The 25576-nt window shown below is 48.1% G+C and carries 21 protein-coding genes and 1 pseudogene; 5 read left to right on the forward strand and 17 right to left on the reverse strand.

Translation table 11 applies throughout. The annotated features are described in order from the left end of the window. Window positions 1-18: 18 nt before the first annotated feature. The 5 genes from EHV15_RS31615 to EHV15_RS37965 form a co-directional block, all read right to left on the reverse strand. Window positions 19-1038, reverse strand: coding sequence for a hypothetical protein (locus EHV15_RS31615; protein WP_128634755.1), 1020 nt, complete (start codon window positions 1036-1038; stop codon window positions 19-21). Then, window positions 1025-2938, reverse strand: coding sequence for an AAA family ATPase (locus EHV15_RS31620; protein WP_128634756.1), 1914 nt, complete (start codon window positions 2936-2938; stop codon window positions 1025-1027). The genes EHV15_RS31615 and EHV15_RS31620 overlap by 14 nt, the downstream gene beginning before the upstream one ends. Before the next feature lie 60 nt (window positions 2939-2998). Further along, entirely contained in the window at window positions 2999-3589 is a 591-nt protein-coding gene (locus EHV15_RS31625; RefSeq protein WP_128634757.1) for a hypothetical protein, read from the reverse strand. Then, complete coding sequence (locus tag EHV15_RS36735; RefSeq protein WP_178076004.1) at window positions 3573-4361, reverse strand: NERD domain-containing protein; 789 nt, start codon at window positions 4359-4361, stop codon at window positions 3573-3575. The genes EHV15_RS31625 and EHV15_RS36735 overlap by 17 nt, the downstream gene beginning before the upstream one ends. Before the next feature lie 319 nt (window positions 4362-4680). Continuing rightward, entirely contained in the window at window positions 4681-4806 is a 126-nt protein-coding gene (locus EHV15_RS37965) for a hypothetical protein (protein WP_281281696.1), read from the reverse strand. Between the two features lie 495 nt (window positions 4807-5301). On the opposite strand from EHV15_RS37965, the gene EHV15_RS31635 reads away from it, so the two are divergent. Further along, window positions 5302-6021, forward strand: a complete 720-nt coding sequence (locus EHV15_RS31635) for a gamma-glutamyl-gamma-aminobutyrate hydrolase family protein (RefSeq protein ID WP_128634758.1) — start codon at window positions 5302-5304, stop codon at window positions 6019-6021. An 80-nt stretch (window positions 6022-6101) separates the two neighbouring features. After that, window positions 6102-7031 carry a DUF3298 and DUF4163 domain-containing protein gene (locus EHV15_RS31640; protein ID WP_128634759.1) on the forward strand — a complete coding sequence of 310 codons (930 nt, stop codon included), beginning with the start codon at window positions 6102-6104 and terminating at the stop codon, window positions 7029-7031. A 298-nt stretch (window positions 7032-7329) separates the two neighbouring features. On the opposite strand, the gene EHV15_RS31645 is transcribed toward EHV15_RS31640, so the two are convergent. Then, window positions 7330-7701, reverse strand: coding sequence for a DUF488 domain-containing protein (locus EHV15_RS31645; protein ID WP_128634760.1), 372 nt, complete (start codon window positions 7699-7701; stop codon window positions 7330-7332). A 393-nt stretch (window positions 7702-8094) separates the two neighbouring features. Further along, on the reverse strand, window positions 8095-9018 hold the full coding sequence (gene rbsK / locus EHV15_RS31650; protein ID WP_128634761.1) for a ribokinase: 924 nt from the start codon (window positions 9016-9018) through the stop codon (window positions 8095-8097). Window positions 9019-9191: 173 nt separating this feature from the next. Here rbsK and EHV15_RS31655 point away from each other — a divergent pair, with 173 nt between their 5' ends. Both EHV15_RS31655 and EHV15_RS31660 read left to right on the forward strand, forming a co-directional pair. Beyond that, complete coding sequence (locus tag EHV15_RS31655) at window positions 9192-9638, forward strand: flagellar brake protein (protein ID WP_128634762.1); 447 nt, start codon at window positions 9192-9194, stop codon at window positions 9636-9638. 73 nt (window positions 9639-9711) lie between these two features. Next, the gene (locus EHV15_RS31660; protein WP_128634763.1) at window positions 9712-12831 is read left to right on the forward strand and encodes a hybrid sensor histidine kinase/response regulator; all 3120 of its coding nucleotides are present in this window, start codon (window positions 9712-9714) and stop codon (window positions 12829-12831) included. Window positions 12832-12852: 21 nt separating this feature from the next. Here EHV15_RS31660 and EHV15_RS31665 read toward each other — a convergent pair whose 3' ends face one another. The 7 genes and pseudogenes from EHV15_RS31665 to EHV15_RS31695 form a co-directional block, all read right to left on the reverse strand. Continuing rightward, window positions 12853-14004 carry a response regulator gene (locus EHV15_RS31665; RefSeq protein ID WP_128634764.1) on the reverse strand — a complete coding sequence of 384 codons (1152 nt, stop codon included), beginning with the start codon at window positions 14002-14004 and terminating at the stop codon, window positions 12853-12855. Between the two features lie 715 nt (window positions 14005-14719). Beyond that, window positions 14720-16354: an MDR family MFS transporter gene (locus EHV15_RS31670; RefSeq protein WP_128635646.1), complete on the reverse strand. Its 1635-nt coding sequence runs from the start codon at window positions 16352-16354 to the stop codon at window positions 14720-14722. A gap of 20 nt (window positions 16355-16374) precedes the next feature. Then, window positions 16375-16815: a MarR family winged helix-turn-helix transcriptional regulator gene (locus tag EHV15_RS31675; RefSeq protein WP_128634765.1), complete on the reverse strand. Its 441-nt coding sequence runs from the start codon at window positions 16813-16815 to the stop codon at window positions 16375-16377. Window positions 16816-16943: 128 nt separating this feature from the next. Next, on the reverse strand, window positions 16944-17573 hold the full coding sequence (locus EHV15_RS31680; protein WP_128634766.1) for a LysE family translocator: 630 nt from the start codon (window positions 17571-17573) through the stop codon (window positions 16944-16946). A 14-nt stretch (window positions 17574-17587) separates the two neighbouring features. After that, a complete protein-coding gene (locus EHV15_RS31685; protein WP_128634767.1) occupies window positions 17588-18019 on the reverse strand; it encodes an Lrp/AsnC family transcriptional regulator in 432 nt (143 codons plus the stop codon). A 25-nt stretch (window positions 18020-18044) separates the two neighbouring features. Next, window positions 18045-19303, reverse strand: a pseudogene (locus EHV15_RS31690) (MFS transporter). A gap of 526 nt (window positions 19304-19829) precedes the next feature. Further along, window positions 19830-21161, reverse strand: a complete 1332-nt coding sequence (locus tag EHV15_RS31695) for an ABC transporter substrate-binding protein (protein ID WP_128634768.1) — start codon at window positions 21159-21161, stop codon at window positions 19830-19832. A 129-nt stretch (window positions 21162-21290) separates the two neighbouring features. Here EHV15_RS31695 and EHV15_RS31700 point away from each other — a divergent pair, with 129 nt between their 5' ends. Continuing rightward, window positions 21291-22094 (forward strand): nucleotidyltransferase domain-containing protein, encoded by an 804-nt coding sequence (locus EHV15_RS31700; RefSeq protein WP_128634769.1) that lies wholly within the window; start codon window positions 21291-21293, stop codon window positions 22092-22094. 79 nt (window positions 22095-22173) lie between these two features. Here EHV15_RS31700 and EHV15_RS31705 read toward each other — a convergent pair whose 3' ends face one another. From EHV15_RS31705 to EHV15_RS31715, 3 genes are read right to left on the reverse strand one after another with little or no spacing between them, the layout of a single operon-like run. Continuing rightward, window positions 22174-23187 carry a Gfo/Idh/MocA family protein gene (locus EHV15_RS31705; RefSeq protein WP_128634770.1) on the reverse strand — a complete coding sequence of 338 codons (1014 nt, stop codon included), beginning with the start codon at window positions 23185-23187 and terminating at the stop codon, window positions 22174-22176. Then, window positions 23184-24377: a radical SAM/SPASM domain-containing protein gene (locus tag EHV15_RS31710; RefSeq protein WP_128634771.1), complete on the reverse strand. Its 1194-nt coding sequence runs from the start codon at window positions 24375-24377 to the stop codon at window positions 23184-23186. Before EHV15_RS31710 ends, EHV15_RS31705 begins: the two co-directional genes overlap by 4 nt. Before the next feature lie 34 nt (window positions 24378-24411). After that, complete coding sequence (locus EHV15_RS31715) at window positions 24412-25530, reverse strand: glycosyltransferase family protein (protein ID WP_128634772.1); 1119 nt, start codon at window positions 25528-25530, stop codon at window positions 24412-24414. Window positions 25531-25576: the final 46 nt, after the last annotated feature.

Consider the following 25576-nt stretch of genomic DNA (forward strand, 5'->3'; position numbering starts at 1 on the left):
CCATTCCTAAGTTAAAAATTACAAAATATACAGTTCCAACTCTTCGCAAATGTCCTGTGTAATTTTGGCTAACACCTTTTTATCCAGATTTTCATGTCCAACGTAGTTCGATGTAATCATTTGGATCACATCTTCACGGCTGGAAAAGAGCCGACCGCTGTACAGACTGTACAACTCATCAATTTGTGATTCAGTGTAGACGACCTTTTTTCTAATCAAATCGAGCACATGATCTTTGTGGTGATTATATAACTCCTTGATTTTAAATACCTGAAGGTTATTTTCTACTTTCTGCCTCAACACAGGATCCGTGCATTTGTCCCGTATGACGATTTCAAATTCTTCGCCTTTCCCAAACAAATAATCAATCCGAGAGGTAACACCTGGTTCTAATTTACTTTTGTCAACCATATCGATTCCGAATTTGAAATATTGACCGAACTCATCTACGTATGGATTTAAATGCGTGTCTATTGTAAAATCTTCGGTTCCTTTGAGATCGGAGTTGCAAATACTGCAACAGGGAATCAGATTGTATAAGGATGTAGCAAGATAGGGATACGTCGCTTTATCATAGAAATGATCAAGCCGAGCTCGCGTTTTCCCTTTGTAGGCCGGGTCGTCGCTGATTACCATAAACGTATATTGGCGATTGCAATAGGGACAAACCTTTACATTCAACTTGGAAACAAGTTGGTAGGCTCCCCATTTTGCCGGCGGATAGCTAGTAACAAAAGTATTATAATTAAATATTTGAAGTAATTCCCTGTATAGTACGGTTTTTCTCGAGGATTTATCTTCGAACGCGACTCCATACGAACCTTTAATTTCCTTAGCTATTTGATCTAATCTCTGTGGTTTACCGATTAGAATATCGTCAATATAATCTCGAAGATATGTATAAAAGGGTTTGTTTCGACCGTGCTTGATTCCAATTTTGAAGCTTAACTTGCGAATAATCTTTGTTTTAAAATATTTTAGATGTTCCCTCTCAACTTCAGCCATTTTGACTTGATTATCCGCATTAATTAAAATCATTGCCTCTCCCTCTTTTCAACTCTTCAATCTCGATTTGCATCTTTCTGATCATTTCAACAAGTTGCCTGTTGACTTGAGTATTGTCCACGTAATCTTGAATTTTATTTTTCAGCATACTAGAGATTTTCGTTCGCAGTATAGGTTCCCCGATTTGCCCAATTAGAGATTCAAGCTCAACCCGTCGTTCAATCAATTCCGGGGACGGGGTTTCGTTTATGGTGTTGATAAGCGATAACAAAACTTGATTCGCAAATTCACCAATAAGCCCGGTCCTTATAAAAAAGGCATCGGCAAATAATGTATGAATATTAGCGGCAAAGGTTTGTTTGGTTTCCTGCAGCCCATCAATGACCCGGCATCCGCTTTCTCCTTTATCTATAAAAATAAGGTTAGCCTTAGGCAAATCTGAAGCAATGATAGGCGAATTGGAAGTAAGTATGATTTGTATATTCCTATTGGTATAGATGGACGGTAAATATCGAATCAAATTGTATAAAAAACTCTTTTGCCATTCCGGGTGTAGATACAATTCGCCTTCATCAATAAGAATTAGCACATTTCTCTCTAGATGCATATTGCTAGCGATCTGTTGATTGTCAGCTAAGGCATAAAATCTTGCGTAGCAACTTAAAAATGCTTTTTCCCCAGAGCTTAAATCCCCCCAGTTAAAATCGAGGAAAGGGGTAAAGCGTGCCACTTCCGCATGTAAATCTAGTAGTTTTTTTAAAGGAGATTCGGATTCATTTTCTGATCCATTAAGCGGAATAACAAACGAGTAATCTACAGGGCTGACAGTATCTTTAGTTATATGTACTTCGAAAAAATCAAGTAATTGCTTGATGCAATCAAACCAATGCCAAAGTGAATCGTAACTGTACTTATTATTTTTAATACCCTGTATCATGGTCTGGAGAACAAGTGTTAGTTTTTTATAAAGACTATCCTCTTCGTTAAATGCATAGTTTAACACAGTTTCATCTAACACTAACTCTAAGTTCATTTCTTGAAGTTCCTGAAAGAATGTATCTAAAAGTGAGACCCAAAAGTGTTTTTTTACTTTATCGGTCCAATTTTGTTCTGGATGCGAATTCACTAAATGTCTTATGATGTAATTAAAATTAGAATTGTCTTTTTTCCTTTTATTTTTCGAATCTACAGCCTGAATATCGAATCGAGTGGACCGCATAGTTACAATCACATGATCTGGTAGTTTGAAAGGTAAATCTTGCAATTCATTTCGAGTGCTATAAATAAAATGAAGTTGTTTTCGGATTTCCTCCAATCGATACAATTCAGTTTCGCTAATCGAAAAATCTTGATCCTTTTCTTTTATGCCACTTTTATATTGTTTCACTAAGTAATTCGTGGAAATATTGCGCATTCCATCCCATTCAAATTCTTGTCTGGCGTCGAAGATGTTCGAATAGAACACAACAGTTGTGTCGCTTATGATAGAAGTAAACAACTGCAGCATTTTATCTGCATATTCATCATAATAATAGGGTTCTTCAAAATCGAAGTTATAAAAGTTACCTTTTTCAATCCTTAGGTCGGAATGAACAAAAATTATCCCTCTCCCTTTCTCATTTCGCATGATGATGATTGCTTTGTCTAAACGCCTTTCTACTTCATCTACAAAGTTCTCCTTTATGTATTCCAGAATGGTTGTTTTGCCAGCTCCATTTTTACCGATTATACCCGTAACGTTCACGATTTTACCATGCTCAGGATCGCGTTCATTACCGATTTGAAAGAATTGAGGGAGATACTGATCATTCCTCTCAACCCGTAATTCCCTTGAGGCCTTGTTATATTTAAAACGCAGCTCACTACTGAAATTAAACTGCTGTTCCTTAAATACACCTCTGTAGTTGTTTAAATAGATATATAATAGCTCCATTTCACACCTCGTTATTAATAATTTAATAAGTTATAAAAACAAATGGAAACCTCCTTTCTATTACAATTGCGGCAACTTTAATAGGGATTCAAAAATTTGTCCTTTGATGGATGCTGCGTCGCATACGCCAACAAGGGGGATTACCTTTCCAACTGCCTGCTGAAGGCCCCAATACCGATTTACGGACTTGTCTCTTGTCTTGCTTTTCCACAGCCCTTTATTTTCTTCAGTGATAAAATGATTTTCTAAACGGTAAGGATCGTGAAACAACCAGTGATCCGAAATGGCGGGCATACGTTCCCATTTGGACAAGTCGTAATGAAAACGCGACAAAGTGATTTGCGGATACTCCTCTTCTCCCTCCAAATCAATCTCCACCACGAATACCGGCCCATCCTTTAAATCTGGAACTTGATCGTTGCCGGCGGATTCGCCTTCCAACTGATATAATTTAATAAAGTTACTGAGCAGCCAGCCATCCTCGTAACTGTCCGATTTCCAACGCAAAAATTTGGAGTTAAGGGAGACGAACCCTTGCTCCCGTCCAACCATGTCCATTTCGCCCAAGAGCAGGCTCACATTTTTGTACGTTTCCCGGATCACTTTTACCGCAAGACTAATATTCCCGCCATATTCATTTGTTGAAGACACAATGTTCCTCCTTAATGGCCGTTTTTGTAGGCCAGATCATATTTTGGTATTCATGTGCCTTGGCTTTAAAGGTATAAACCTGTTCAAGAGTAGTTAATTGTCGAACTTCTCCGGTTAAAAACCCGCGGAACCGCTCAAATCCCTTTTTCTTTAACAAATCTGTTAAATCCCGAATGATCATTTGCTGTCCCCTGTCACAAGAAGCGGTATCGACCGTTTGTATTTGCTCCAATACGTTCTGCCACGCCAAAAAGCCCAAATGGATGCCCAAAGGAATAATCGCCCGACTCTTTATATCGGCTTCCACGGGCAACAAAACACCAAAAGGAGCCAAGAAGACAAGGTAGGCCGGGCGTCCGTTTCGAATGTCCTCGAGCATTTTGGCATATCGGGCTAACTGATGTCTGCTCGCTTCAGGAGAAACCTCCTTCAAATCTTCATCATCCGACGAAATTCCGCTATAATATTTGACTTCAATCCCAATCACTACTTCGGGATGATCTATGATGAGATCGATTTCCCCCTCTGCATGTCGCGGCCAGAAATGGAGTGTATAGTCAAAATCTTGAATGGAATCAAGAAGCTTACGCCAACTTGAATCAGGAGCCTGTACATCATCTTCAAACCGAACAGCAGCAAGTACATGTTTCAGCCCCTGTTGAAAAGGCAGATAACGAATCGCCCCAAAAAAGTCCCCGGTCAGTTGGTCTTCCAGCCGATCGGACAAATTGCTTCCAGTATGTGAAATTTTATTGTGAATTTCAGCAATCAATCCACTTCCCCTCCTATGGACAAAATATGATCCACCCACTCCATTAAAGCGCTTCGGTCTCCACCTTGAGTTAACCCGATAGCTCCCATATTGTATCTCCTGTGAAAATCCGGCTTAAAAAAATCGAGATCCTCATCCCTAATCGAAGTCACGATAAACACGTTATCCACCACCCGTTGATCGCTGCCCGCCAGCAAGATCCATCCCTGTATTTAGCATCTCTCCAAGAGCTTTGTTGGCAAACTTCCAATCATCCTTCGCCGCCTAAATACGCCTCTTCCAATAGCGTCCAAACTTCCCCTTCCGTACGCGAGGGACATTATTTGGGGTTCAGCGAATCGTAGTAAGTAATATTTAGCGTTTGACTGTAAGTAGCTACCTTGCAATCCTCGCTCAGCAACTCCACGGCCAAACGATCCATTTCTGCTTTCCATGGCGGCTCCATCGTTTCGTATACCCTTTTGCATCGTTCAGTGTTTTTTTCAATTTCAAAGATTTGCAGGTAATGGGATAGATTGATTATGGGTAGCTCTTTTGTTGAACAATTTTTCTAGTAGTATTGTACTACGATTTAGTGTCTAGTAGTTGTCAGCGAATGGGCTTTCTATTTTTTAGCCACAGTTCTTTGATATAATTCATTTAAATCATCGATAATGAACGGACGTTGTTTTGGAATTTGGGGACACGGATGGTAGTAATAATAGCCTGATTTTCGTGTTGGATGTGGTTTTCCAAAGGATGGGATACCCGAGCTTTGAATTAACGAAAGCCAATGATCTTTAATTTGAACTAGACGTTGCCAATGTCTTTTATGCGGCTTCACTCCCCACGCCAGAAGAAGTTTGTCCTGCCTATTTGCAAGGAGTAATCAATCCTGATCATGTATAATATCTACTAAATTCATAGATTCGACCCTTATAGGGGTGGGGAGGACATTTATATGAAAAAAACGCTAATCGGGGTTTTGCCTCTGTACGACAAGGAGAAAGAAAGCTACTGGATGCTGCCCGGTTATATGAAAGGCATTGAGGCGGCCGGCGGGATTCCGGTCATGCTTCCATTAACGACGGACCCGGATGCTATTTTGAGTATTGCCGATACGTTTGACGGGTTTTTGTTTACGGGCGGGCACGATATTAACCCCCAAATTTACGGGGAGCCGGTCGATCCGGTTTGCGGGGCAAGGTGCGAGGAAAGGGACGTCATGGAAAAGCTGCTGTTTAACCACGCGATCGAGCAGGATAAGCCCGCTTTCGGCATTTGCCGCGGCCTGCAATTGTTCAACGCTTTGCTCGGCGGGACGCTGTACCAGGATCTTCCAACCCAGCGAACAAGCGCCGTGCGGATCGAACATAAGCAAACCCCGCCATACACAATCCCCGTCCACAACGTCTACATTGAACAAGGAAACCCGCTGTATGAGATCGTGAAGGCGGAGTCCTTAAAGGTCAACAGCTATCATCATCAGGGGATCAAAAAATTGTCCAGTCAGTTAGTGGCCGCTGCGGTCGCGGAGGACGGACTGATCGAGGCCGTCGTCATGCCGGAAAAGAGATTCGTCTTGGCCGTACAGTGGCATCCGGAATTCAACTATCAGATCGACGACAGCAGCTTCCGGCTTTTTAAAGCATTTGTACAGGCGTGCAGCCCAAAGCAATAAAACCGTCCTTCACAAAGACGGCCATATAACCGATAAGTGTATTTGAGACATAACTATTCAACTAGAGAGAGGGAATTTTCATGAAAAAAACGTTGGCTGTTCTATGTTCTTTGGCGTTGTTCATCCTTTTGGCCGCGCAGCCCCAGTATGTCAAGGCGGATAACAAAGCGTCCGCGATTACGACCAAGGCTTTGTCCTATAAAGGCCAGCAGTACGTACAAATCTCCGGGGCCAGTAAAACCGTCACGCAGCAAATCAATAAAATTCTCAAGCTGCACGCCGTAAACGCCGCCGTTTCCAACAGCTCCGCCAAAAAGCAGTCCAAAAACGGTTCGTTCAAAACCACGCCCAGCACGAAATACAACAAAAACAACCGCCTGTCCATCGTGTACAGCGATTACTACTACGCGGGCGGAGCACACGGGATGCTCGCTTCGGTTTCCTACAATTTTGACGTGCAGACCGGGAAACAGATCAAGCTGAAGGATATCCTCACCAAGGATTATCAGAAGGACAATCTTGAGATCGCGCTCGCGAACGAACTGGCCAAAAAATCGGCCGCAGGGGAAAACGTATTTCCGGACAGCGCCTATTCGTTCACTTTGGACATGGACAATAGTTTTTATTTCTATGACAAAGGCATCGTGTACCGGTTCCAGCCTTACGAGGTCGCGCCTTATTCGGAAGGTTTCGTGGACATCAAAGTACCGTACGAGACGATCAATAAGCAGACCGAAGCGCCCTTCTCATTGCCCAACAAAAACAATATCGCCGATTCGATCAAACAAGATCCCAATTATGCCGAAACCAGCCTGAAAGGCGAGTTCACCGGATTCCAGCAGGGCAAAATTTACGAGCTGGCCAACGGCCAAAAATGGAAACAAATCAGCGATCAGGCGACTAACGCCAGCGTATCCAATCCGGAAGTCATCGTCTTTCCTTATGAAGGGGACATCTTTCTCGTGATAGAGGGCCAAAGCGTCATGCCAATCATCGAGAAAGTCGAATAACGATCACTCGCTTAATAACTAGTAGAATGATCCGGAAATAATATGGCTTATCTGCGGACAGGGGCGATGGATCACTTTGTTCTATATTAGTCTTGTGGCTAAGGCGGTCTTTCGCCACTAAATCGTGAACATAGCGCCATAAAATTCCTCTATTGCACGCAACATGGGGGATATCGCTGAAATAGCGCCCTTTTTTTCCTTTATGTTGTCACCCGAGATCTTCGATAGACGATTTTGCCGTTTTCTCAAGTCTTCACTTGCCATCATGCTAACGTTATTTCCAGAATCGTCTACTAGCTTAGCTGGTTAACCAGCGCTGCAGCACAACCGCATGATTGCAGACCGAATCCTTGGCGGCATAAACGAGCGCCACACGTTGCTTCTCCGCCATCTCGCGGATGCGGGCCGCAAGTACGGCCCGCTCCGGATCCGTCTCCAATTCGCGGACATAACTTTCGCTGAAAGCCGCAAAGCGCTCCGGCTGATGATTAAACCATTTGCGAAGCTCGGGGCTGGGCGCGATAGCTTTCATCCATTCGTCAATCGCGGCCTGTTCTTTCGAAACTCCGCGCGGCCACAGCCTGTCCACTAAAATACGGTACCCATCCCCAGGAGCAGACGCTTCATAAACACGCTTCACAACAATCCGGCTTTCCATCACAGAATCCATCCGATATTCGCATCCTTTCCACATTTTCTACGCTAACGGTTGCCATCGCGCTTATTCGAACGAAAAAGCCATGGTTTCTTTTTTAACGGTTGTAATCGTGCTTATTTAGGCCAAACCGCCCCATTATTGCCGAAAAAACGGGAAATAGGCTCGCTGGCAACCGTTACATTTTGTATCCGCTCGTTTTTACCCAAATAGCGTCGCTCACAACCGCTAGATTTTTTTCGCAGACGGCCATGGGAACGGTGGGACTTATCCTGGGCTTGCTAAGGGACAGGAGCGCCCTTATTTGCCGAAAAAGCCGGCGTTTTATTCTTTAACGGACAGGGTTCGGTCCGTTTGCCGGCCCCACGTACTCCGAATAGTTTGTCAAGCTCAAGCCCCGGTTTCGTTTTAGGCCCGTTCAGCCGCAAACAAACGGACCTCTTCCTCCGTCGGCATCCCCGCCTGGGCGCCAAACTTCGTGACGGCCAGCGCGGAAGCCAGCGCCGCGTATTCGACCGCTTCCCGCAGGCTCCGTCCCTGCGCGATCGAAACGGCCAGCGCGGCGTTAAAGCAATCGCCCGCCCCCGTCGTATCGACCACCGGCACCGGATGGCCCATAGCGAGGCGCACCTCGCCGTTTTCGTCCAAATAAGCCGACCCGCCGGCCCCCAGCGTCGTAACGACGTTGGCGGCGCCCAGCTCCTGCAAGCGCCGCATAGCCGCCCCGAGCGTGTTTCCATCGGCCGCGATGCCGGTATAGCCGCTTAGCTCGGTCCGGTTTGGCGTCACGAAGTCGGCGCAGCGGAACAGCTCCTCCGGCAGCGGCTGCGCCGGGGCGGGGTTCAGCACCACCGTTTTGCCGAGTTCCTTGGCTTTCCGGGCGGCATAGAGCGCAGTTTCGACCGGGGTCTCCAGTTGCAACAGCACGATATCCGCCTGCTCCAGCTTCTCCGCATTGCGGTCGATGTCCTCCGGCTGAACCTGTCCGTTCGCCCCGGGAACCGCCACGATGCTGTTGTCACCCTCGCTGACGTAAATCGAAGCGATGCCCGTCGCCGTCCCGCTCAGGCGTTTTACGCCGGTTACATCGACGCCATCCCGCTCAAGAGCGCTTAGCAGCTCCTGGCCAAAAGCATCGTCCCCCACGGCCCCGATCATCAGGGCTTTCGCCCCGAGACGCGCCGCCGCAACCGCTTGGTTGGCCCCTTTGCCTCCGGGAATAAACCGGACCCGGTCGCCAAGCAGCGTCTCTCCCACCTGCGGATGACGCGGCGTCTCCACGACGATATCCATATTCAGACTGCCGATAACCGCCACTTTCGTATGGTTCATAAACATAACATCCTTTAATTATAAATGTGCTTGAATGCACAAAATATTTTATCAGAAAAAATGTCCCTATTCACGCGCGCCGGACCGGTTTTAGAAATTGTAGAGTTTTGTATGGTCTACTATAGTATAGTCTACTGCTTCCAGTTGACACAGACTACAGAGGAGGGACCGCAATGAACATCGGCGATGGCGATGGTTTCGCATACCTGAAAAACCTGCGAATCGAGCGAAAAAAAGCGCAGAATCGGCATTTTTACCGCGTTGCTCTGGAAATCGAATTAAAGCTGCGGACGAAACCGGTTGATCACGCCGCCGGCGAGGATAAGCAGCTTGTTTTGACCACCCTCGACATCAGCGGAGGCGGTCTTTCGTTTCTTTGTCCGGATCCGTTGGAACCGGAAGAAGAAGTTCAAGGGTCCATTTATTTAAAAACGAGTATCTACCAAAAGCATATTCCGTTCACCGGTAAAATTATCAGCTGCGTCAAACATTCCGATCAAAAATACCGGATCGCCCTGAGGTTTGTCGAAATCAAAGATTCTTTCCGTTCCGACATCATCCGATTTTGCTTGTATAAACAGACGGAAATGCGCAATAAATTTAAAAACTATCCAATATAACGCCACCGGTTAAACGCTTGCCATCAATCAGGACAAAAGGAATTCCGCCGCAAATGTCGAATCTTCATAGATTATGAGAACGTACAAAAAACAAATTATACTCATTTTGCTATTTCTAGCCGCGATCAACGGAATCCGGCTTGTCTGGCTTAGCTTTCATCATACGATCGAGCAGCCGGTCGCCGCCGAAAACGGCATTCTTGATTTGCGGGGATGGGAGCTTCCGCCAGACCATTCGATCACCCTGAACGGGGAGTGGGAATTTTATCCGAATCAGCGGCTGAAATCCGCACCGGATTCGGAGCCGGCCCCGGAGCCCCCCTCGTCCGCTAAGCCCGGGAAAGTCGTTGTTCCGGTGCCCGCCGCTTGGGATAAATATTTTCCGGACGATCATCCAGGAAGCTATACTTACGGAACATACCGGCTGCGAATTTTTCTGGACAAACCAGCCTCCCAAACGCTTGCATTGCGCATCGCCGAAATAACGCGGGCCTCCGCCGTTTACGTCAACGGCCAACCCACCGGCGGCAAGGGAACCCCTTCCGAACACAGCGAAACGTACAAGCCGGGGCCTCGTCCCTACACCGTAAGCCTCCCTAAAGGCAGCGATACCTATGAAATCGTGATTCAAGCCGCGAACCATATCGGAGAAGGCGGAATTACCAAATCGATCCGGTTCGGTACGCTGGAGGCGATCAATCAGCGAACTGTGCTTTCCATCGCACTGCAAGGCTTGCTTAGTATCGTTTTTCTGGTACACGGCCTGTATGCCTTGATGCTGTATTTTTTGGGATCCGCCAATAAAGGTCTGTTGTATTTTTCGGCGGTTATCGTATGCGCGGTGATCAGCGTTTTGGGCGTTGACGACAAGATTCTGTTCATATTATTACCGTCCATGCCGTATGCAGCCGACGTGAAAATCGTGTTATTGTCTTACGTTGGGGTCGTTTCCTTCATCCCGCCATTCATCAAAAACATGTTTCCCGAATACGGCCAGCTGAAAATGGTGCGCTGGTTCGCCTATTTCGCTTCCGGCTATGCCCTGTTCGTGCTGATCGCGCCATTGCAATACGTCATACCGTCGAAAAAAATCTTTTTGGCGCCCATTTTGCTGCTGTCGGTCTCGATCGCAGGGTACATTCTGCAAGCCGCCGCCCGAAAGCAGAAGGATGTCTTCTTCCTGCTGCTGGCCTGCGCCATCCTTGGGAACAATATCGTTTGGATCGTTGTTGCGGCCAAACTTTCCATTGAATTGACGTTTTATCCGTTCGATCTGATCTTCACTGTGCTGGCCTTTGCGGCCTTCTGGTTCAGGCGGTTTTTCAAGGCGACGGCGCAAACGAAGCGGCTGGCCGACAAGCTGCAGCTCGCCAACCAGCAAAAAGACGACTTTCTCGTCAATACGTCGCATGAACTGCGAAATCCGCTGCACGGGATTATGAATATCACGCAAAGCGTCTTGGACGATCCGGTTCACCATACGAGCAAGGAGCATCGCCAAAAGCTGGAGATTCAGTTGTCCGTCGCCAGGCGCATGTCGCTTCTGCTGGACGATCTGGTGGACATAGGGCGGCTGAAACAAAACACCGTCCGGCTGCAAATCAAACCGGTTCGCGTCCAATCCGTTATCGGCGGTATTTTTGAAATGCTCAGATTCATGTTAAACGGCAAACCGATCGAGCTTGAAGTGAATATCCCGGACGGGTTTCCCGCCGTAAAAGCGGACGAAACCCGGCTCATTCAAGTTTTGTTCAATTTGCTGCACAATGCGATTAAGTTTACGGACCGCGGGAAAATTTCCCTGGATGCGGAAGTCGTGGACGGCACGGCTTATATTCACATCAGGGATACGGGGACCGGCATGGACGAGGAAACCCGGCAGCGGATCTTTTTGCCCTATGAACAGGGAGATACAACCGCTGCGAGAGCCGGCGGGGGGTTCGGACTGGGCCTCAGCATCTGCAAGCAGCTGGTAGAGCTTCACGGCGGGACGATCACGGTGCAGTCCACACTCGGCCAAGGATCGGAATTCACCTTTACGCTCCCCGCTGCCGGGGAAGAAGCCGAAGTTGCTGAGCAACCGATTTTCGCCCATGGTGCCTTCCCTTCCTATGCCGAAACTGCGGCGACGCTTGCCGACGAAGCCGGCATACGGGATGCGGCGGGCCATATGGCCCAAGCTGTGGGACATCCGCCGGAAGCGGGCAGCAAACCGAGATTGCTCATCGTGGACGACGACCGGTTAAACCTGAAAATTCTCGCGGACATTCTCGGTCCTGTCCAATATGAGATCACCACCGCTGTGAGCGCCGACGAAGCGCTGCCCCTGCTCGACAACGCGCGATTCGATCTCATTATCTCGGATGTGATGATGCCCGGCATGTCGGGATACGAATTTACGCAGGCAATTCGCAAGCGGTTTTCGATTTCCGAGCTTCCGATCCTGATTCTGACGGCGCGAAATCGTCCGGAGGATATTTTTACCGGCTTTCAGTCGGGCGCCAACGATTACGTCACCAAACCGGTGGATTCTTGGGAACTCCGGTCCCGGGTCCGGGCATTAACCCAGTTAAAGCTGTCAATTGAAGAGCGGCTGCGGATGGAAGCGGCTTGGCTGCAAGCCCAGATTAGACCGCATTTCCTGTACAATACGATCAATTCCATCGCCGCGCTGGCAACTATGGATCTGTCAAAAATGCAGGCGCTGCTGGAGGAGTTCAGCAACTATTTGCGGACGAGCTTCGATTTCCACAATTGCGATTGGGAGGTTCCGGTCTACCGCGAGCTTTCCCTGGTCCGCTCGTATTTGTTTATCGAGAAGGAACGATTTGGCGAACGGCTTCAGGTACAGTGGGAGCTGGATTCGGAACTGCACTTTTTCCTGCCGCCGCTGGCCATCCAAACGCTGGTGGAAAACGCCGTGAATCACGGCATCCTTAAGCGATCCCGGGGCGGCAAGCTGGTTATTCGCATCAAGCGTTTGGCCGGCGAATATGAGGTATCCGTCAGCGATGACGGCCTTGGCATGAGCGCAGAACAAGTCCGCCAGATCCTTGATCCGCCGGAACGCCGCGACACGGGGGTCGGCATCCGCAACACCGACCGGCGCCTCGCGCAGCTGTACGGCCGCCGTTTGGAAATCGAAAGCGCCCCCGGTCAAGGAACGACCGTCCGCTTTTGCATTCCGATGTAAGCCAAAAGGCTCTCCCCCAGCTTAAAGCTGTCCGGGGAGAGCCTTTTGGTTTTCGTCGGCCCACTGCTGGTACCACTCGGTTATGTATGGACTTGGCCGCTCGTTTAATTCCTCCGTCAGAATCGCGGTCAGCAAACGGTACTGACGATGGACGGAAAGGTGATTGTCCAACGACCCGTAAATTTTCATCAGCGCAAAATGCGCTTCCTCCGCCAAAGGATACCGATTGCAAATTTCGAGATATTTTTCGATCGCTTTCTCCCGATGTCCGCTGGAATCGTACCACTCGGCCATTTGAAAGGAGGCGCGGAGCCATAGCGTTTTTAATCGGAATCGTTCGCTTTCCGCCCACCAGTACTCGTAATTCTGCAAGTAATCCCCCTGGTACAGCTCCATGACCTCCTCGTATTCGCCGATCGTTGCTTCGCCCACCGGATACCCCACAAGGATGAAACGTTCCCATTCCTCCACGTCCAACCGCACATGCTCCAGATTCAACACGTACCCGTCCGTTGCATTCGAAATATGAAAATAAGGACCAAAGGACTCAAGGGTTTTCCGAATATGGTAAATCGCCGTATATAATTGGGAAAAGGCCTTGCCAGGTTCGTATTCCGGCCAGAGAAATTCGATCAGGGCCGACTTTCGCACAAGCTGGCCGCGATGCTGCAGCAAATAAAGGAACAATTCCTGAGCCCGGGACGTTCGCCAGCGGATCGGTGCATGCGGATGATTCTTCGATGTCATTTGCAACTGCTGGAACATGCATACGCGCAGCTCTTCTTTGGCCATGTCCGCTGCCGACGGTACTCTTTCCAGGCGATCCCGGATGCGTTCCAGGGTGATCGTCAGACGTTCTTTTCGCAGCGGTTTCATGATATAGTCAAGCGCATTCAATTCAAAGGCTTTAATGGCATAATGATCATAAGCCGTCACGAAAACGATATTGAGCCGAGGCTTAAACTGCAGCAGTTGTTCCGCTAGTTCAATTCCGCTGATTTCGGGCAAATGAATATCCAAAAACACGACATCGATGTCCGTTCGAAGAATAAATTCCTTGCCCACAACCGGGCTGATAAACTTGCCAACGACATGAATCCCGTACATGCTTTCCAAATGATGCTCCAAGTAGTTCAAAGCCAGGTTCTCATCATCGATTAGGACAACGTTCATATTATTCTCCTCAGGTATGTATATGATATATGTTACATCAAGTATACATAAATTCTGTAGAACTAGACAATTTCTTGACAAAATAAAATTAAGAAAAAATATCTAGGAGAATGAAACCTCACAAAATGCAAATGTGCATGCAATTTTCGTCGAAATTCCTCGAAGCAGGCGGTTCAACTGCAGAAGTGCAGTTCATTTCCGGTCAGAACACCCTTTTTTATCGGATAACCCTAAATCAAATGTACATTTGCATTTCAATCGCTCTAAAATAGAAATATGTGGTGGATAGAGTGCACTTTTGCAGCTGATCGGTCAATCCAATTAAGAAAAACGCCTGACGGCGTCCTTTAGTGGCTCTGACTTCTACTTTGGAGCGATTAGAGGCTCTTCCCAAACTTTGGACGCCGCTCTAAGGGACACCAGCGACCTTATCCGCCTATTTCCCGGGTATTTCCCAGCCTAACGGACACCAGCGACCCTATTTCGCTCAAAACCCGTTCATCTAGGACGATTTGAGGTAAATAAGGTCTTCTGTGTCCGTTACATTTTGCAAACTCCCGTTTTTTCGAAAATAACGGCTCTGGTGTCCCTTAGCCCCGAGGTCCCCCTCTTCTCCTCCCCTCTCTACCTGCGCATCGCCCTCTACCGTGCCGGAAATTTTATAAAAAAAGAGCCACGCCTAAAAGACGTGACCCTCTTCCGTATGAAAAACTATTTACGCTTGATTGGGGGCGGCGGTTTGAACCGCGCCTTCCGGCCCTCCGCTCGCAGCGGCCGATGGGCTTGGTGCCTGGTTCGTGGACCGCAGCGGAAGCTCCTTCAGGAAAAACACCAGAATAAAAGCTGCCACGAGTACGAGCGTCCCGGTCAAAAACACCGTGGACAACGTCGTTCCGAGCGCATCGCGGATTCCTTGAATCATCTGCGCGAACAGCGGCTGCACATCGGCGGGCAGGCCGGCCTGCGTCTGCTCCAGCAGCGGCTTGTTCATCAAGGTCTGCGGATTGGCAAAGGCCAAAATCTGCTCGGACATTTTCGGATCCACCTGGCTCAAATCCGGAGCGGAAGCGGAATGCATCTCCGCCTGCAAATTTTTCGTCAGGTTGTTGGACATCACCATCCCCATGACCGCGATCCCGATCGTTCCCCCGAGGTTACGGAACAGCTGGGTCGAAGCGGTGACGACCCCGAGCTCCTGATGCGGCACCGCGTTTTGCGCAGCGAGCGAGAACACCGGCATCCCCAGGCCAAGCCCGAAGCCGAACACGATCATGCTCAGCACGGCCAGCGGCACGTTGTTCATAAAGATCATAATGGCCATGCCGGCAATCATGATCGGCACCCCGAGCAAGGCAAAAGATTTGTATTTTCCTTTTCTAGCAATCAACTGCCCGGTAATCGCGCTGGATACGACCATCACGATCGACATCGGCATCGTCACGTAACCGGCATAGGTCGGCGAAATGCCAAGTACGCCTTGCACGAAAAAGGACAGATAGACCAACGCGCCCATCATCCCGAAGTTCATCAGGAAGCCGATAATATTTGAGATGGTGACGATGCTGTTTTTGAATAAGCGAAGCGGCAAGATCGGATTTTTCACCTTGGATTCAACGAATATAAAAATGATGGCGGAAATCACCGTGGCCGCGATCAAGCCGATAATCGGCGCCGAATTCCAGGCATATTCCGTGCCCCCCCATGAGAATGTGAGTAACAGCGGCACAAGCGTCGTCGTCATGAACAGCGAACCGAGGTAGTCGATTGCCTGCGACTTGCCGCGTTCCATTTTTGGAAACAAAGTAAGGATCATGAAGAAAGCCACGATGCCGAGCGGGAGGAAAATCCAGAACAGCCAGTGCCAATCCATATGATCGACCAAATATCCGCCGAGCGTCGGCCCCAGCACACTGGAGAACCCGAACACTGCAGTCATCAGGCCCATCCATTTGCCGCGTTCACGCGGCGGGAACAAGTCGCCCACGGCCGTAAAGGCCGTTGATTGAATAATCCCGGCGCCGATCCCCTGAATCCCCCGGTAAGCGATAAACTGAAACACATTGGATGAAGTCCCGGTCATGAAAGCCCCGGCCATAAAAAATAATATCCCGATCAGCAAAAAAGGCTTCCGCCCGTAAATATCGGACAGCTTGCCGACCAGAACGGTGGCGATCGTTGAGGTTAACAAGTAAATATTGATCGTCCAGGTATAATAATCCATGCCGTCAAGAATCGAAATAATCCGCGGCATCGCCGTGCTTACGATCGTCTGGTTAATCGCGGCGAAGAACATCGCCGCCATAATGGCGATCATAATCGTGATTTTCCGCTTTAAAGAAAGGTGTTCCATTGTTGTCTGTTTCATCTCCATTAATTTTTGGTCTGCTCTAAACTCGCCAGCAATAGGCCGAATATCCGCCGTAAATGCTGCAAATCTTCCTCTCGGAGCTGATTGAACATCCCGTCAATCATCTCCTTTTGGTTTTCGTTCACTTGCCGGATGATATCTTTGCCCAGTTCAGTAATCGAAATATTAACGACCCTGCGGTCATTTTCCGCGCGTTCGCGTTTGACGTAACCTTCCGTAAGCAGCTTGTCGGTAATGCCCGTGATGGCCGCCGGCGTGATTCCGAGGCATTCTGCGAGCTGCGACACTTTTTGCGTTCCCGACATATCCAAAATATAGAGCATTTTGTATTGCGGAAAACTTAGGTTGTATTCCCTGCCGCGCTTGTTCCACTCCTGTGAAATCGATTTGAGCAGGGTGCGGAACATCGAGGTCACTTCAAACAGTTCTTCTTTTTTGACCATGCATTCCTCCTCCCTTCGTTCTAGAGGTAGTTCAAAACTATTTAATAACTAATTAATTTAGAACTAAAATATTAGAGCATTTACATACTATAACGCTGTTGATGCGGTTCGTCAAGCTCATTAGGTTTTTATGACCCTACAATTAATTGTATGAGCGCGCTGACACCAAACCCTAGCATAACTAGGCCTGACAGTTTATTGAATATGGACAACCTGGGGGCATTTAGAATCTTGGCATGGAAGAAACTTACCGCACTCACCAGCAAAAGCCACCAAAGCACTGATCCCAGGAAAATACCGCAGATCAATAAAGGAATCCCCTTGCCGCTGGCCGATGAAGAAACAATACCGGAAACACTGAAAATCCCCAGAAAAGAAACGATCGTCATCGGATTGGACAAGGTGAGAAGAAAGGTTACGGTATAGGAGTTTAACGTGCTTTTTGGCACCGGTTGTTTTTGGAGATGGACTTGTGGAGTGTTAATAAAAAATTTGATGCCGAGGTAACAAATAAACAATCCGCCTAAACCTTGAAAAAGGGCTTTATACCCCATCAAATAACTGATGAAGGAGGATAGGCCAAGCCCGGCGACGCTGCCGTAAACGGCATCTGCCGTTGCCGCCCCCAGACCGCTAAACAGTCCGCTTTTAAATCCCGACGACAAGGTTTTTTGAATGCAGTAGATGCCGATCGGACCAAGCGGCGCAGCAATCGCAAGACCCAATAATACGCCTTTGAACAACCATTCCCAAGCCATACCGCCTACTCCCCCTACTCTTCTTTCAATGTGGAGAGAATAAAGACGGTGTTGGATCTGACGATATTGTGGTTAGCTTTTAAAGTGTGCATGATAAACCCCTCAAGTTCGGAAATTTCCGCAAGCGCCACTTTTAGCAAATAATCGTATTCTCCGGAGGTGTGATGGCATTCCAGCACATGTTCCGATTGAACGATGGCTTCGCGAAATTTGTGGGTTTCCGCCGAACCGTCCAACTGCACGAAAATATACACGATACAATGCTGCCCCATCGCCCGCCGGTTCAGCTTGACGGTAAATTGATCGATGACTCCGTTTTTCTCCAATTTCCGGATTCTTTCCGCAATGGAAGGAACGGACAAATGAATCATTTTGCTGATGTCGGAACTGGTAGTACGGCTATTAGCTTTTAAAATTCGCAAAATCTGCAGGTCGATTTCATCCATTCACTGCTCCTCCTAACTCCTTAAACTAAAGCTTTCGAATCGGTGTGACAAGGGCTATAACGACTTCCAGAGCTTTTGCTCCAGCTGCAACAGCGAATACCACTTGTGGATCCGTCCATTCCGCGAGCGCGGCTCCCATCATTGCACCTAAAGGCATCGCCAGACGGGTCAGCACCCGGGAAAATCCCAGCACGCGGCCAAGCATTTCGGAAGGAATCGTTTCTTGACGGACTGATGTGACGATCGTATTCCAGGCGACATTACACACGGTTACCGCTAAAAAAGCTATACCGGGCGTCAGCCAGAATTGGCTGATAGAAGCAAAAACAAAGCCCAATGTTCCTATGCCCAGAAGAGCCGGGATTAACGCCCCCCGGCGAAATCGTTTCTCCAACGGCACGGCCAATAAACTGCCGATAATCCCTCCTAATCCTAGCAACGTATAGTTCATGCTGCTTTGCTGCGTGTTCAACTGAAGTGTGTTGAGCAAATAGAACATCAGCACACCGAATGCTGCACTGAACCCAAAATTTCCGATCATCGCTTGTAAAGAAAATGATAAATTTATTCTGGAACGAATCAGCCACCAAAACCCGTCTTTGATATCTTTAAAAATTTGCGCAACACTTGTCAATGACTCGGGCTTACTAAAGCTTGGCATCAGCATAAGAACAATAAATGTGCCCGAGAATGAAATGGCGTCGAGCCAAAGAACATTAAACCCGCCAATGGACACGATCAGCACCCCAGCCAGCAAAGGACCCGTCAACTCCGCAATTTGATTGATGAACTGGTAAGAAGCATTGGCACGGGTCAACTGCTTTGGAGCCAAAGATGGAATAATTGCTACAATCGATACATCAAACATCAGTGAGAGTATCGTGAGTACAAATGAAATGGCATACAGATGCCAAATCTGCAGTAGACCCATAAAATGTAAGACCGGAATCAAAGCGACAAGCAACGCTCTAAAATATCGGTAAGGATCATCAACTTTTTTCGTTCCCAGCGGTCAACCATACTGCCTACAACCGGGCCAAACAGAACAATGGGGAGAACACTCACCGCATACATAGAGCCCATTACGATGCTGGATTGAGTTAATTTGTAGCAGATCCATGGAATTGCAAAAGTAAATAACGAATCTCCCACTCGTGAAATAAACATCCCGATTAAAAAACGAAGATAAGAAAAGGGCCGTTGCAGCAATTGGAAAGCAGGAGATTGACTCGCCGGCCCCTGCTCCTTAGCCTTTCGTGATGGAGCTGTATTTAAATTTGTCATAAGTTTACCTCGTTTAACTTTAGGGCGGCAGAAAAAATTCGGTATGCACCCATTCTGGGTTTGGACGTATAATTCCAGAGTAAATGAATTTGGTTCATCAGCACTTTTTAAGTTAATTATAGTTCACTCATAAAAAATGAAAATATATTCCTACTATTTCAATAAATATTTAATTTATTTACCATTCGTGGTTAAAAAAATAAACAAAGCCGTTTGTAATGCAACACTTTTACTTAAAAAATTTAAGTTCGAGATGGGGCTTAACCAAAAAAATCGGTGCTTGACTAACGTGTTAATCTCGAATGATCAAGCTATACGGAACTTTTTCTACGCTAACGGTTGCCACCCGCGCTTATTTAGGCGAAACCGCCCCATTACCGCCAAAAAAAAAAGGAAATAAGCTCGCTGGCGACCGTTACATTTTGTATCCGCTCGTTTTTGCCCAAATAGCGTCGCTCACAACCATTAGATTTTTTTAGCGCTTTTTTACGCTATCGAACTTGTCCCCCGGTCAAGCGCCGATCACTCAGTTGTCCGATTGCCTAAGCGCCTGTTCAAGCTCCTCTTCCATCGATTGAAGCGATTCCCGAACCGCACTCTGATCCGACATGATTTTTTCCATATGCTTCTGCGAGATTTCGTCTATTTTGGGCAAAAAAGAAGCGGGAAACTTGCGTAATTGATTAGTGAGCGTAACATTAACCTGTTCAAGTTTGTAAAAGGTTTTCAACGGTTCATCCATCGCGTCCAGATTAGGCCTTGTCGGCAGGACGGTCATATCGATTTGCGGCAATAACTTCGCGTAACTTTCACCGCAAATATATTGAATGAATTCCAATGCCCCTCCAGTTTCTTCAGCCTCCAGGGGAACTGCAAAAATATCGTTCATATAAACGCCATTCCCCATATGAGGGTTGTCCGCGCTGACCGGAAGAGTCACCATTCCCCATTCCCATGCCAGCGGTTTTGACGTCGGTTCGCTTTTACTCATCAATGTTCTATATAAGTTTGATTCGTCCAAAGCCATGGCTATATTTCCGCGTAAAAAAGGATACGATATAGGTTCCATATCTTTAATATCCTTCATTTTCATAGAGTCGCTGCTCGGAACCTGGTTAGGGTCGTAACAAACCTTGGCTTTAAAACAATCCGTGACATTTTCGAAAATTTGATTCCAGGATTCCGTGTTTAAGGTAATATGCTCGCTATTATTAAAAGACAAACCGCTGGATTCTCCGATTTTCAACGCCATCATAAAAGGATTGGCCGAGTCTCTATGATAAAGCCCGTATTGAGGCTCATGATTTTCGCTAACCGCAGGAAATTGCCCAGCCAACTTGAACATCTCTTCCCAAGTCATGAAATCATGAGGGTATGCAATCCCGTATTGATCAAAAAGACTTTTATTATAATAAAGCGCTTGTCCGGTAAAGACCGGCGTCAGCCCGTACAATTCCCCTTGTTCATCCCGTAAAAAATCGATGATTGCCGGGGAAAAACCGGTTAGGTCAAAGTTTGCGCCTTGAAGCGGTTTTGTTAGTGAGGACAGCTTCCCTTTATCTTTTAACACCACATAGGATTCCATAGGAATGGATATGACGTCCGGGTTTTCCTTAACAAGAAGATCCTCAATGGATTGCGTAATATTGGTCATCGGTTCCATATTTTCAATGATTGAAATGACCTCCAAAGTATAATTCGGATGCGTCGCCAGAAAAAAATTACCATATTGCTGATTAAAGATGGTTTCATTCCAAGCAAGAACTTTTAAGGTAACATTGGCTTGCTCCTCTTCTTTTGCAGTACACCCGGTAAATAGGATACACAGCATAAACAGAGTAAAGATTCTCTTAAACATTTTAATATTGCCCCTTTTTTGTAATATTTAGCAGAAGGGTATTTTCATAGTTGATGGAAGAATATAAAGATGATACCTTGAATCAAACTATTTTTCCATATATTTCATTATAAAAAGGGGACACGCAGGATGCATCCGATGCGAATGTTCTATCATCATAAACAGACGCTGGACAATTTTATAGAAAAGTGGAAGTCCGATTCCTCTTGCCTGGCCATTATGATCGGCGGATCGATTGCTCACGGAACGGCCAAGGAAACCTCTGATGTGGATGTTTATCTGCTGATGGAGGATGAGGCTTATGAGATAAGGCGCAGGGACCATCATTTATCATTTGCGGATCATTCCGTCAGCGTATATGAAGGAGGTTATGTGGATGTGAAGGTCATTTCCCTGCCCTTTCTGGAGCTTGCCGCCAAGGAAGGCAGCGAACCGACAAGGCATTCGTTTATCGGTTCCAAAGCGGTGTACTCCACCATTACCGGATTAGATGAGCTGTTGTCCCGAATTCCCGTTTATCCCGAGGAGAACCGCGAGAACAATCTGCGGGACTTTTCCGCCCAGCTATATTTGCACGCCTTTTATTTCGCCAAGGAAGCCGGCAAGAAGGATGATCCCTATCTGATGGCCCATGCCGTAAGCAATCTGGTATTATTCGGCAGCCGCATCATTCTCGCTGTTAATCGCCTTCTGTTTTCCGGGCATAAGTCCCTCATGGAAGCTGTTGAAGCTGCTCCGCAAAAGCCGAAGAATTTCCGGAAGCTGGCCACAGAGCTTCTGCAGCAGCCAAGCGCGGAGAAATGTGCGCGATTCGCAACGATGATGCTGGTTTATTATAATCCTGGGCTATCCTTCGAGCAGGCTTTGGGTATCTACGTCGAGAACAACGAGCGGAACTGGGTGAACCAGGCTCCTCCCCTGCAGGACCGTTAGCCTCTTTAAACAAATAAAGCCCGCATCCTGTACGGCTGTACCGCAGAATGCAGGCTTTTTGATTCACGGCTCTGCTTCCTCACCGGCAGCCGCTGCGCTGTTCAGCCGCCGCCAGAATCGTAGATTGAAGCTCCACCCGTTCCAACGCTTTTTCATATTCCTCCGCACGCACGCCGCCTATGACCTCCGTAAAAGCCTGAAGTTGGTTCACATAATAATACATCGGTTCAAATTCCACAACGGTGCCGCGGTCATGGGGCAGGTCATGGCGAATTTTCAGTTTGAAAAACCCTTTAATGGCCCGCAGAAAATCCGGAACCAGCAATACGGTCTGATCAAAATAAAGGGTGTGCGAAGCCCGGTAAGGCAAGTCATAAGAGACAAGGCATTCCGCCTTCAGTTTGCTGCCATAACCCAGCTCCGCCTGAAAGGTCCAATCGCACCCATCCGGGCCGTCAAAATCGGACTGGGCGGAGATGTCCGTACAATCAAGCCCGACCAGCCTCTGCACAAACTGCAGCCAATAGCAGCCCAGATCGGCAAAAACCCCTCCACCCCGATGCTTGACGCTGCGGTAATTTCCTGAGTGCCTGTCCCTGGCAGGTATGGAAATCCGGGTGCGAATATGGTGAAGCTGCCCGTATTGTCCGGATTCCACGATAGATTTCAAGGCCTCCTGCCAAGGGTGATGCGCCACCATCAGACCTTCCACAAGCCTCGTCGCCGGATTGCGAAGCTTGGCTTGTCTTAGCCGGTCCGCTTCATCCGGATTGAGGGCAATGGGCTTCTCGACCAGGACATGCTTGCCCGCGTCCAGCGCTTTGATAGCCCATTCGGCATGAAGCTCATTGCTTAGGGCGATATAGACCGCGTCCAGTTCCTCCATGTCCAGCAGCTCATCCAAATGGGTTGCGATTCTCGGAATACGGTACGTTTCCGCCAGCCTCTCGGCTTTCGACAACGTACGGTTGGCAATGGCGTGTACGGTGACGGACGGAACATCCCGCGCAGGATCAAGCAAGGCGGGCCCGGCTATAGCCGAAGCGCCCAGTATGCCCAGCCGGCAGGGAAGCTTACTGCCTTCGGTCTTCATAGGTGTACCAGCGATGACGAAGTATTCAGGTATAATACATTGCATTTGGAGCAAGCCGGGGACAAATTTTTATCCAAAATGCACCGCAGCCGATCGTAACGCTCGGAATTCCATATTTCCGTCAACGATTGCTGCTGCACATTGCCGATCGACAACTCTGAGAAAAACTTGCATGCGCTCACATTGCCATTGGGTGAAACATCCACTCTAGTACTTAGCGCCAGACATTGAGACGAACTGCGGGGCGCCATTGGCTTACCGGACACGAAAGCCTCGATTTCATCGAAATCAAGCCCTGGCTGGTAACGAATTCGTGTATTGTGCCAAGTTCGGCCATTGATTCGCCCCAAGTCCGCCATTAGAGCCTCTACTTTTTCGGGCTGAAGATGATATTTGAAAGCATGCCAGCTGCTGCGATGATGCGGATCCAGTTCCCCAAGCCACTGAAAATGTTCGTTGTAAAACCGATCCATATCCAGACTCGTCTCGTTGGAGATGTACCATGGAAAGCAGAGAAGCACCAAATCTACGCCCTTTTGTTCGAGAAATTCCACCAGTTCGTACAGCCTTCCAATCATATGATCATTGATCACGTTGTGTACCGAAATTCTGCCGCGAAAAAGTCCCTGCTCCCGCAGTTCAAGCAGGCGGTCCACACTGTTCATTACCTTTTGAAATGATCCTATTCCCCGCAGCAAATCATGCTCCTCGGCGAAACCCTCAATCGGAATCAGCAGCTCCAGATGATCTGATATTTGGCAAATCCCCTGCTCATACTGCTGGATCAAATACGCATTGGTGCAAATCGTAGTGTCCCGGGGATGCTCCTTCAATAAATCCAGAATCTCACTAAAATTTCTGTGAAAAAGCGGCTCCCCTCCCCACAAATACAAACGGGATTCCGCTTCATTCGTCTCTTCCAGCAGCCCGCGGATCATGTCCAGGCTCATATCCAGATTTTGCTCCGCCTGGTCCATATCATGGTGATAGCCGGATTCATTCCATTGATAACAGTGCTTGCAGCGAAGATTGCAGCGGTTGGTCAGCTTCAAGGACATAATTTCCGGCATGGCTGTCTTGAACCCCGGATTCAGCTTCCGCCTTCTGTGGGGGATAACTACGTTTTTAATCGTCCGTTTTAACGCCTCGAACGATTTGTCATTCAAAGCCACCTTGCTGTTAGGTTGCATGCTTTACCCTCCTTCCGTTTGCCCTCGCCCTGCTTCATTCTCTTCCTTCCATGGCGTACAGCCGTTCCGCATAGCTGGCGATATAGTCGGGATAACGCTCTCTGGCCTGCATTAAATTGCGGGCCAACTGCTGCAAAGGTTCCGCCGCGAAGCCCGAATCCCGCCATCGGTCATAACGAATACCGAAACCAAGAGATTCCCAGATGTCACTGTTGATCTTCTCATGAGGGCCAAAAGGCTCCAGCAGCACAAGCGGAGTAGCCGAAGAGAGGGAATCCAGCAAAGTTCCTCCCCCCGGCTTGCTGATAATCGCGGCCGACTGCCGGATGATGCCGTACAGCCCCTGACCATATTCCGCACAGGCCTGAAAGTGCTGTTCGCTCCGGCTTACCCTGCCGAACCGGGGAAACGTATGTGTCCCGCCGCTGTCGCGGAGCCAGGTGCGCCACTCCGGGTCTATCATGTAATAGCGCCTCCCGCCCGTATCCTCGCCAATCTCGTCCACGCTGTAAGCGGAAATATCCAGCTCGTACCCCGCAGCCTCCATCTCATCAATCTTCTGACGGAAGGTTCCAATGCCCCAGCCACCGCCATGGACCACAAGCCGGCCGTTTCTTGCCGTATAAGGCAGCGGCATCAGCCCCTCCACATCCAATCGCCACAGCACATTCTTGTTCTCGCGGTCGTACATGCTCACCTCCCGATATGGCTCCGCATATCCGGGATTCAGTTTGCGAAGGTTTTTCCAGGAAGGAGACAGATCGGAATCCACATACAGCAAGTCGGCATACACCGGGTAGTCCGCAGCTTCCCGAAACAAGTCAAGGATGTGAACCCAGTGTCCGGACAGAGCGATGAAATGCTGCCGGCCTTCACTCCGCCAACGCTCAAATAAACTTTGCACCTCCGCCAGATCAAGACTGTTGCGAATGTCTCCCGGTATTTTTTGCGAGCCCAGCGCTACGGAAAAGTTTTGCTGATACGCTTTACGGCTATTGTCCGTCATCCTCCGCTTGTCATCGGCCATCAGGCTTTCGAAGACCTCCGTTTCCGCTTTGATCCCAAGGGCATGAAGCTTCCGCTCAATCAGCAATCCGGGAACATAGAAGCCTAGTCCAAAGCCGGAGCATAGTATTGTCACGGTATTGTTCATTTGCTCGCTTCCTTTTCTTTTATTGTATAACCCATACTGCTTCCTG

It is taken from the genome of Paenibacillus oralis (genome assembly GCF_003863965.1).
Taxonomy (GTDB): domain Bacteria; phylum Bacillota; class Bacilli; order Paenibacillales; family Paenibacillaceae; genus Fontibacillus; species Fontibacillus oralis.

Excerpts from the sequence above, each read along its gene's own strand:
- EHV15_RS31615 (WP_128634755.1), bottom strand. The coding sequence starts at position 1,038 with ATGATTTTAATTAATGCGGATAATCAAGTCAAAATGGCTGAAGTTGAG.
- EHV15_RS31620 (WP_128634756.1), bottom strand. The coding sequence starts at position 2,938 with ATGGAGCTATTATATATCTATTTAAACAACTACAGAGGTGTATTTAAG.
- EHV15_RS37965 (WP_281281696.1), bottom strand. The coding sequence starts at position 4,806 with ATGGAGCCGCCATGGAAAGCAGAAATGGATCGTTTGGCCGTGGAGTTG.
- EHV15_RS31635 (WP_128634758.1), top strand. The coding sequence starts at position 5,302 with ATGAAAAAAACGCTAATCGGGGTTTTGCCTCTGTACGACAAGGAGAAA.
- EHV15_RS31640 (WP_128634759.1), top strand. The coding sequence starts at position 6,102 with ATGAAAAAAACGTTGGCTGTTCTATGTTCTTTGGCGTTGTTCATCCTT.
- EHV15_RS31645 (WP_128634760.1), bottom strand. The coding sequence starts at position 7,701 with ATGGATTCTGTGATGGAAAGCCGGATTGTTGTGAAGCGTGTTTATGAA.
- rbsK (WP_128634761.1), bottom strand. The coding sequence starts at position 9,018 with ATGAACCATACGAAAGTGGCGGTTATCGGCAGTCTGAATATGGATATC.
- EHV15_RS31655 (WP_128634762.1), top strand. The coding sequence starts at position 9,192 with ATGAACATCGGCGATGGCGATGGTTTCGCATACCTGAAAAACCTGCGA.
- EHV15_RS31660 (WP_128634763.1), top strand. The coding sequence starts at position 9,712 with ATGAGAACGTACAAAAAACAAATTATACTCATTTTGCTATTTCTAGCC.
- EHV15_RS31665 (WP_128634764.1), bottom strand. The coding sequence starts at position 14,004 with ATGAACGTTGTCCTAATCGATGATGAGAACCTGGCTTTGAACTACTTG.
- EHV15_RS31670 (WP_128635646.1), bottom strand. The coding sequence starts at position 16,354 with ATGGAACACCTTTCTTTAAAGCGGAAAATCACGATTATGATCGCCATT.
- EHV15_RS31675 (WP_128634765.1), bottom strand. The coding sequence starts at position 16,815 with ATGGTCAAAAAAGAAGAACTGTTTGAAGTGACCTCGATGTTCCGCACC.
- EHV15_RS31680 (WP_128634766.1), bottom strand. The coding sequence starts at position 17,573 with ATGGCTTGGGAATGGTTGTTCAAAGGCGTATTATTGGGTCTTGCGATT.
- EHV15_RS31685 (WP_128634767.1), bottom strand. The coding sequence starts at position 18,019 with ATGGATGAAATCGACCTGCAGATTTTGCGAATTTTAAAAGCTAATAGC.
- EHV15_RS31695 (WP_128634768.1), bottom strand. The coding sequence starts at position 21,161 with ATGTTTAAGAGAATCTTTACTCTGTTTATGCTGTGTATCCTATTTACC.
- EHV15_RS31700 (WP_128634769.1), top strand. The coding sequence starts at position 21,291 with ATGCATCCGATGCGAATGTTCTATCATCATAAACAGACGCTGGACAAT.
- EHV15_RS31705 (WP_128634770.1), bottom strand. The coding sequence starts at position 23,187 with ATGAAGACCGAAGGCAGTAAGCTTCCCTGCCGGCTGGGCATACTGGGC.
- EHV15_RS31710 (WP_128634771.1), bottom strand. The coding sequence starts at position 24,377 with ATGCAACCTAACAGCAAGGTGGCTTTGAATGACAAATCGTTCGAGGCG.
- EHV15_RS31715 (WP_128634772.1), bottom strand. The coding sequence starts at position 25,530 with ATGAACAATACCGTGACAATACTATGCTCCGGCTTTGGACTAGGCTTC.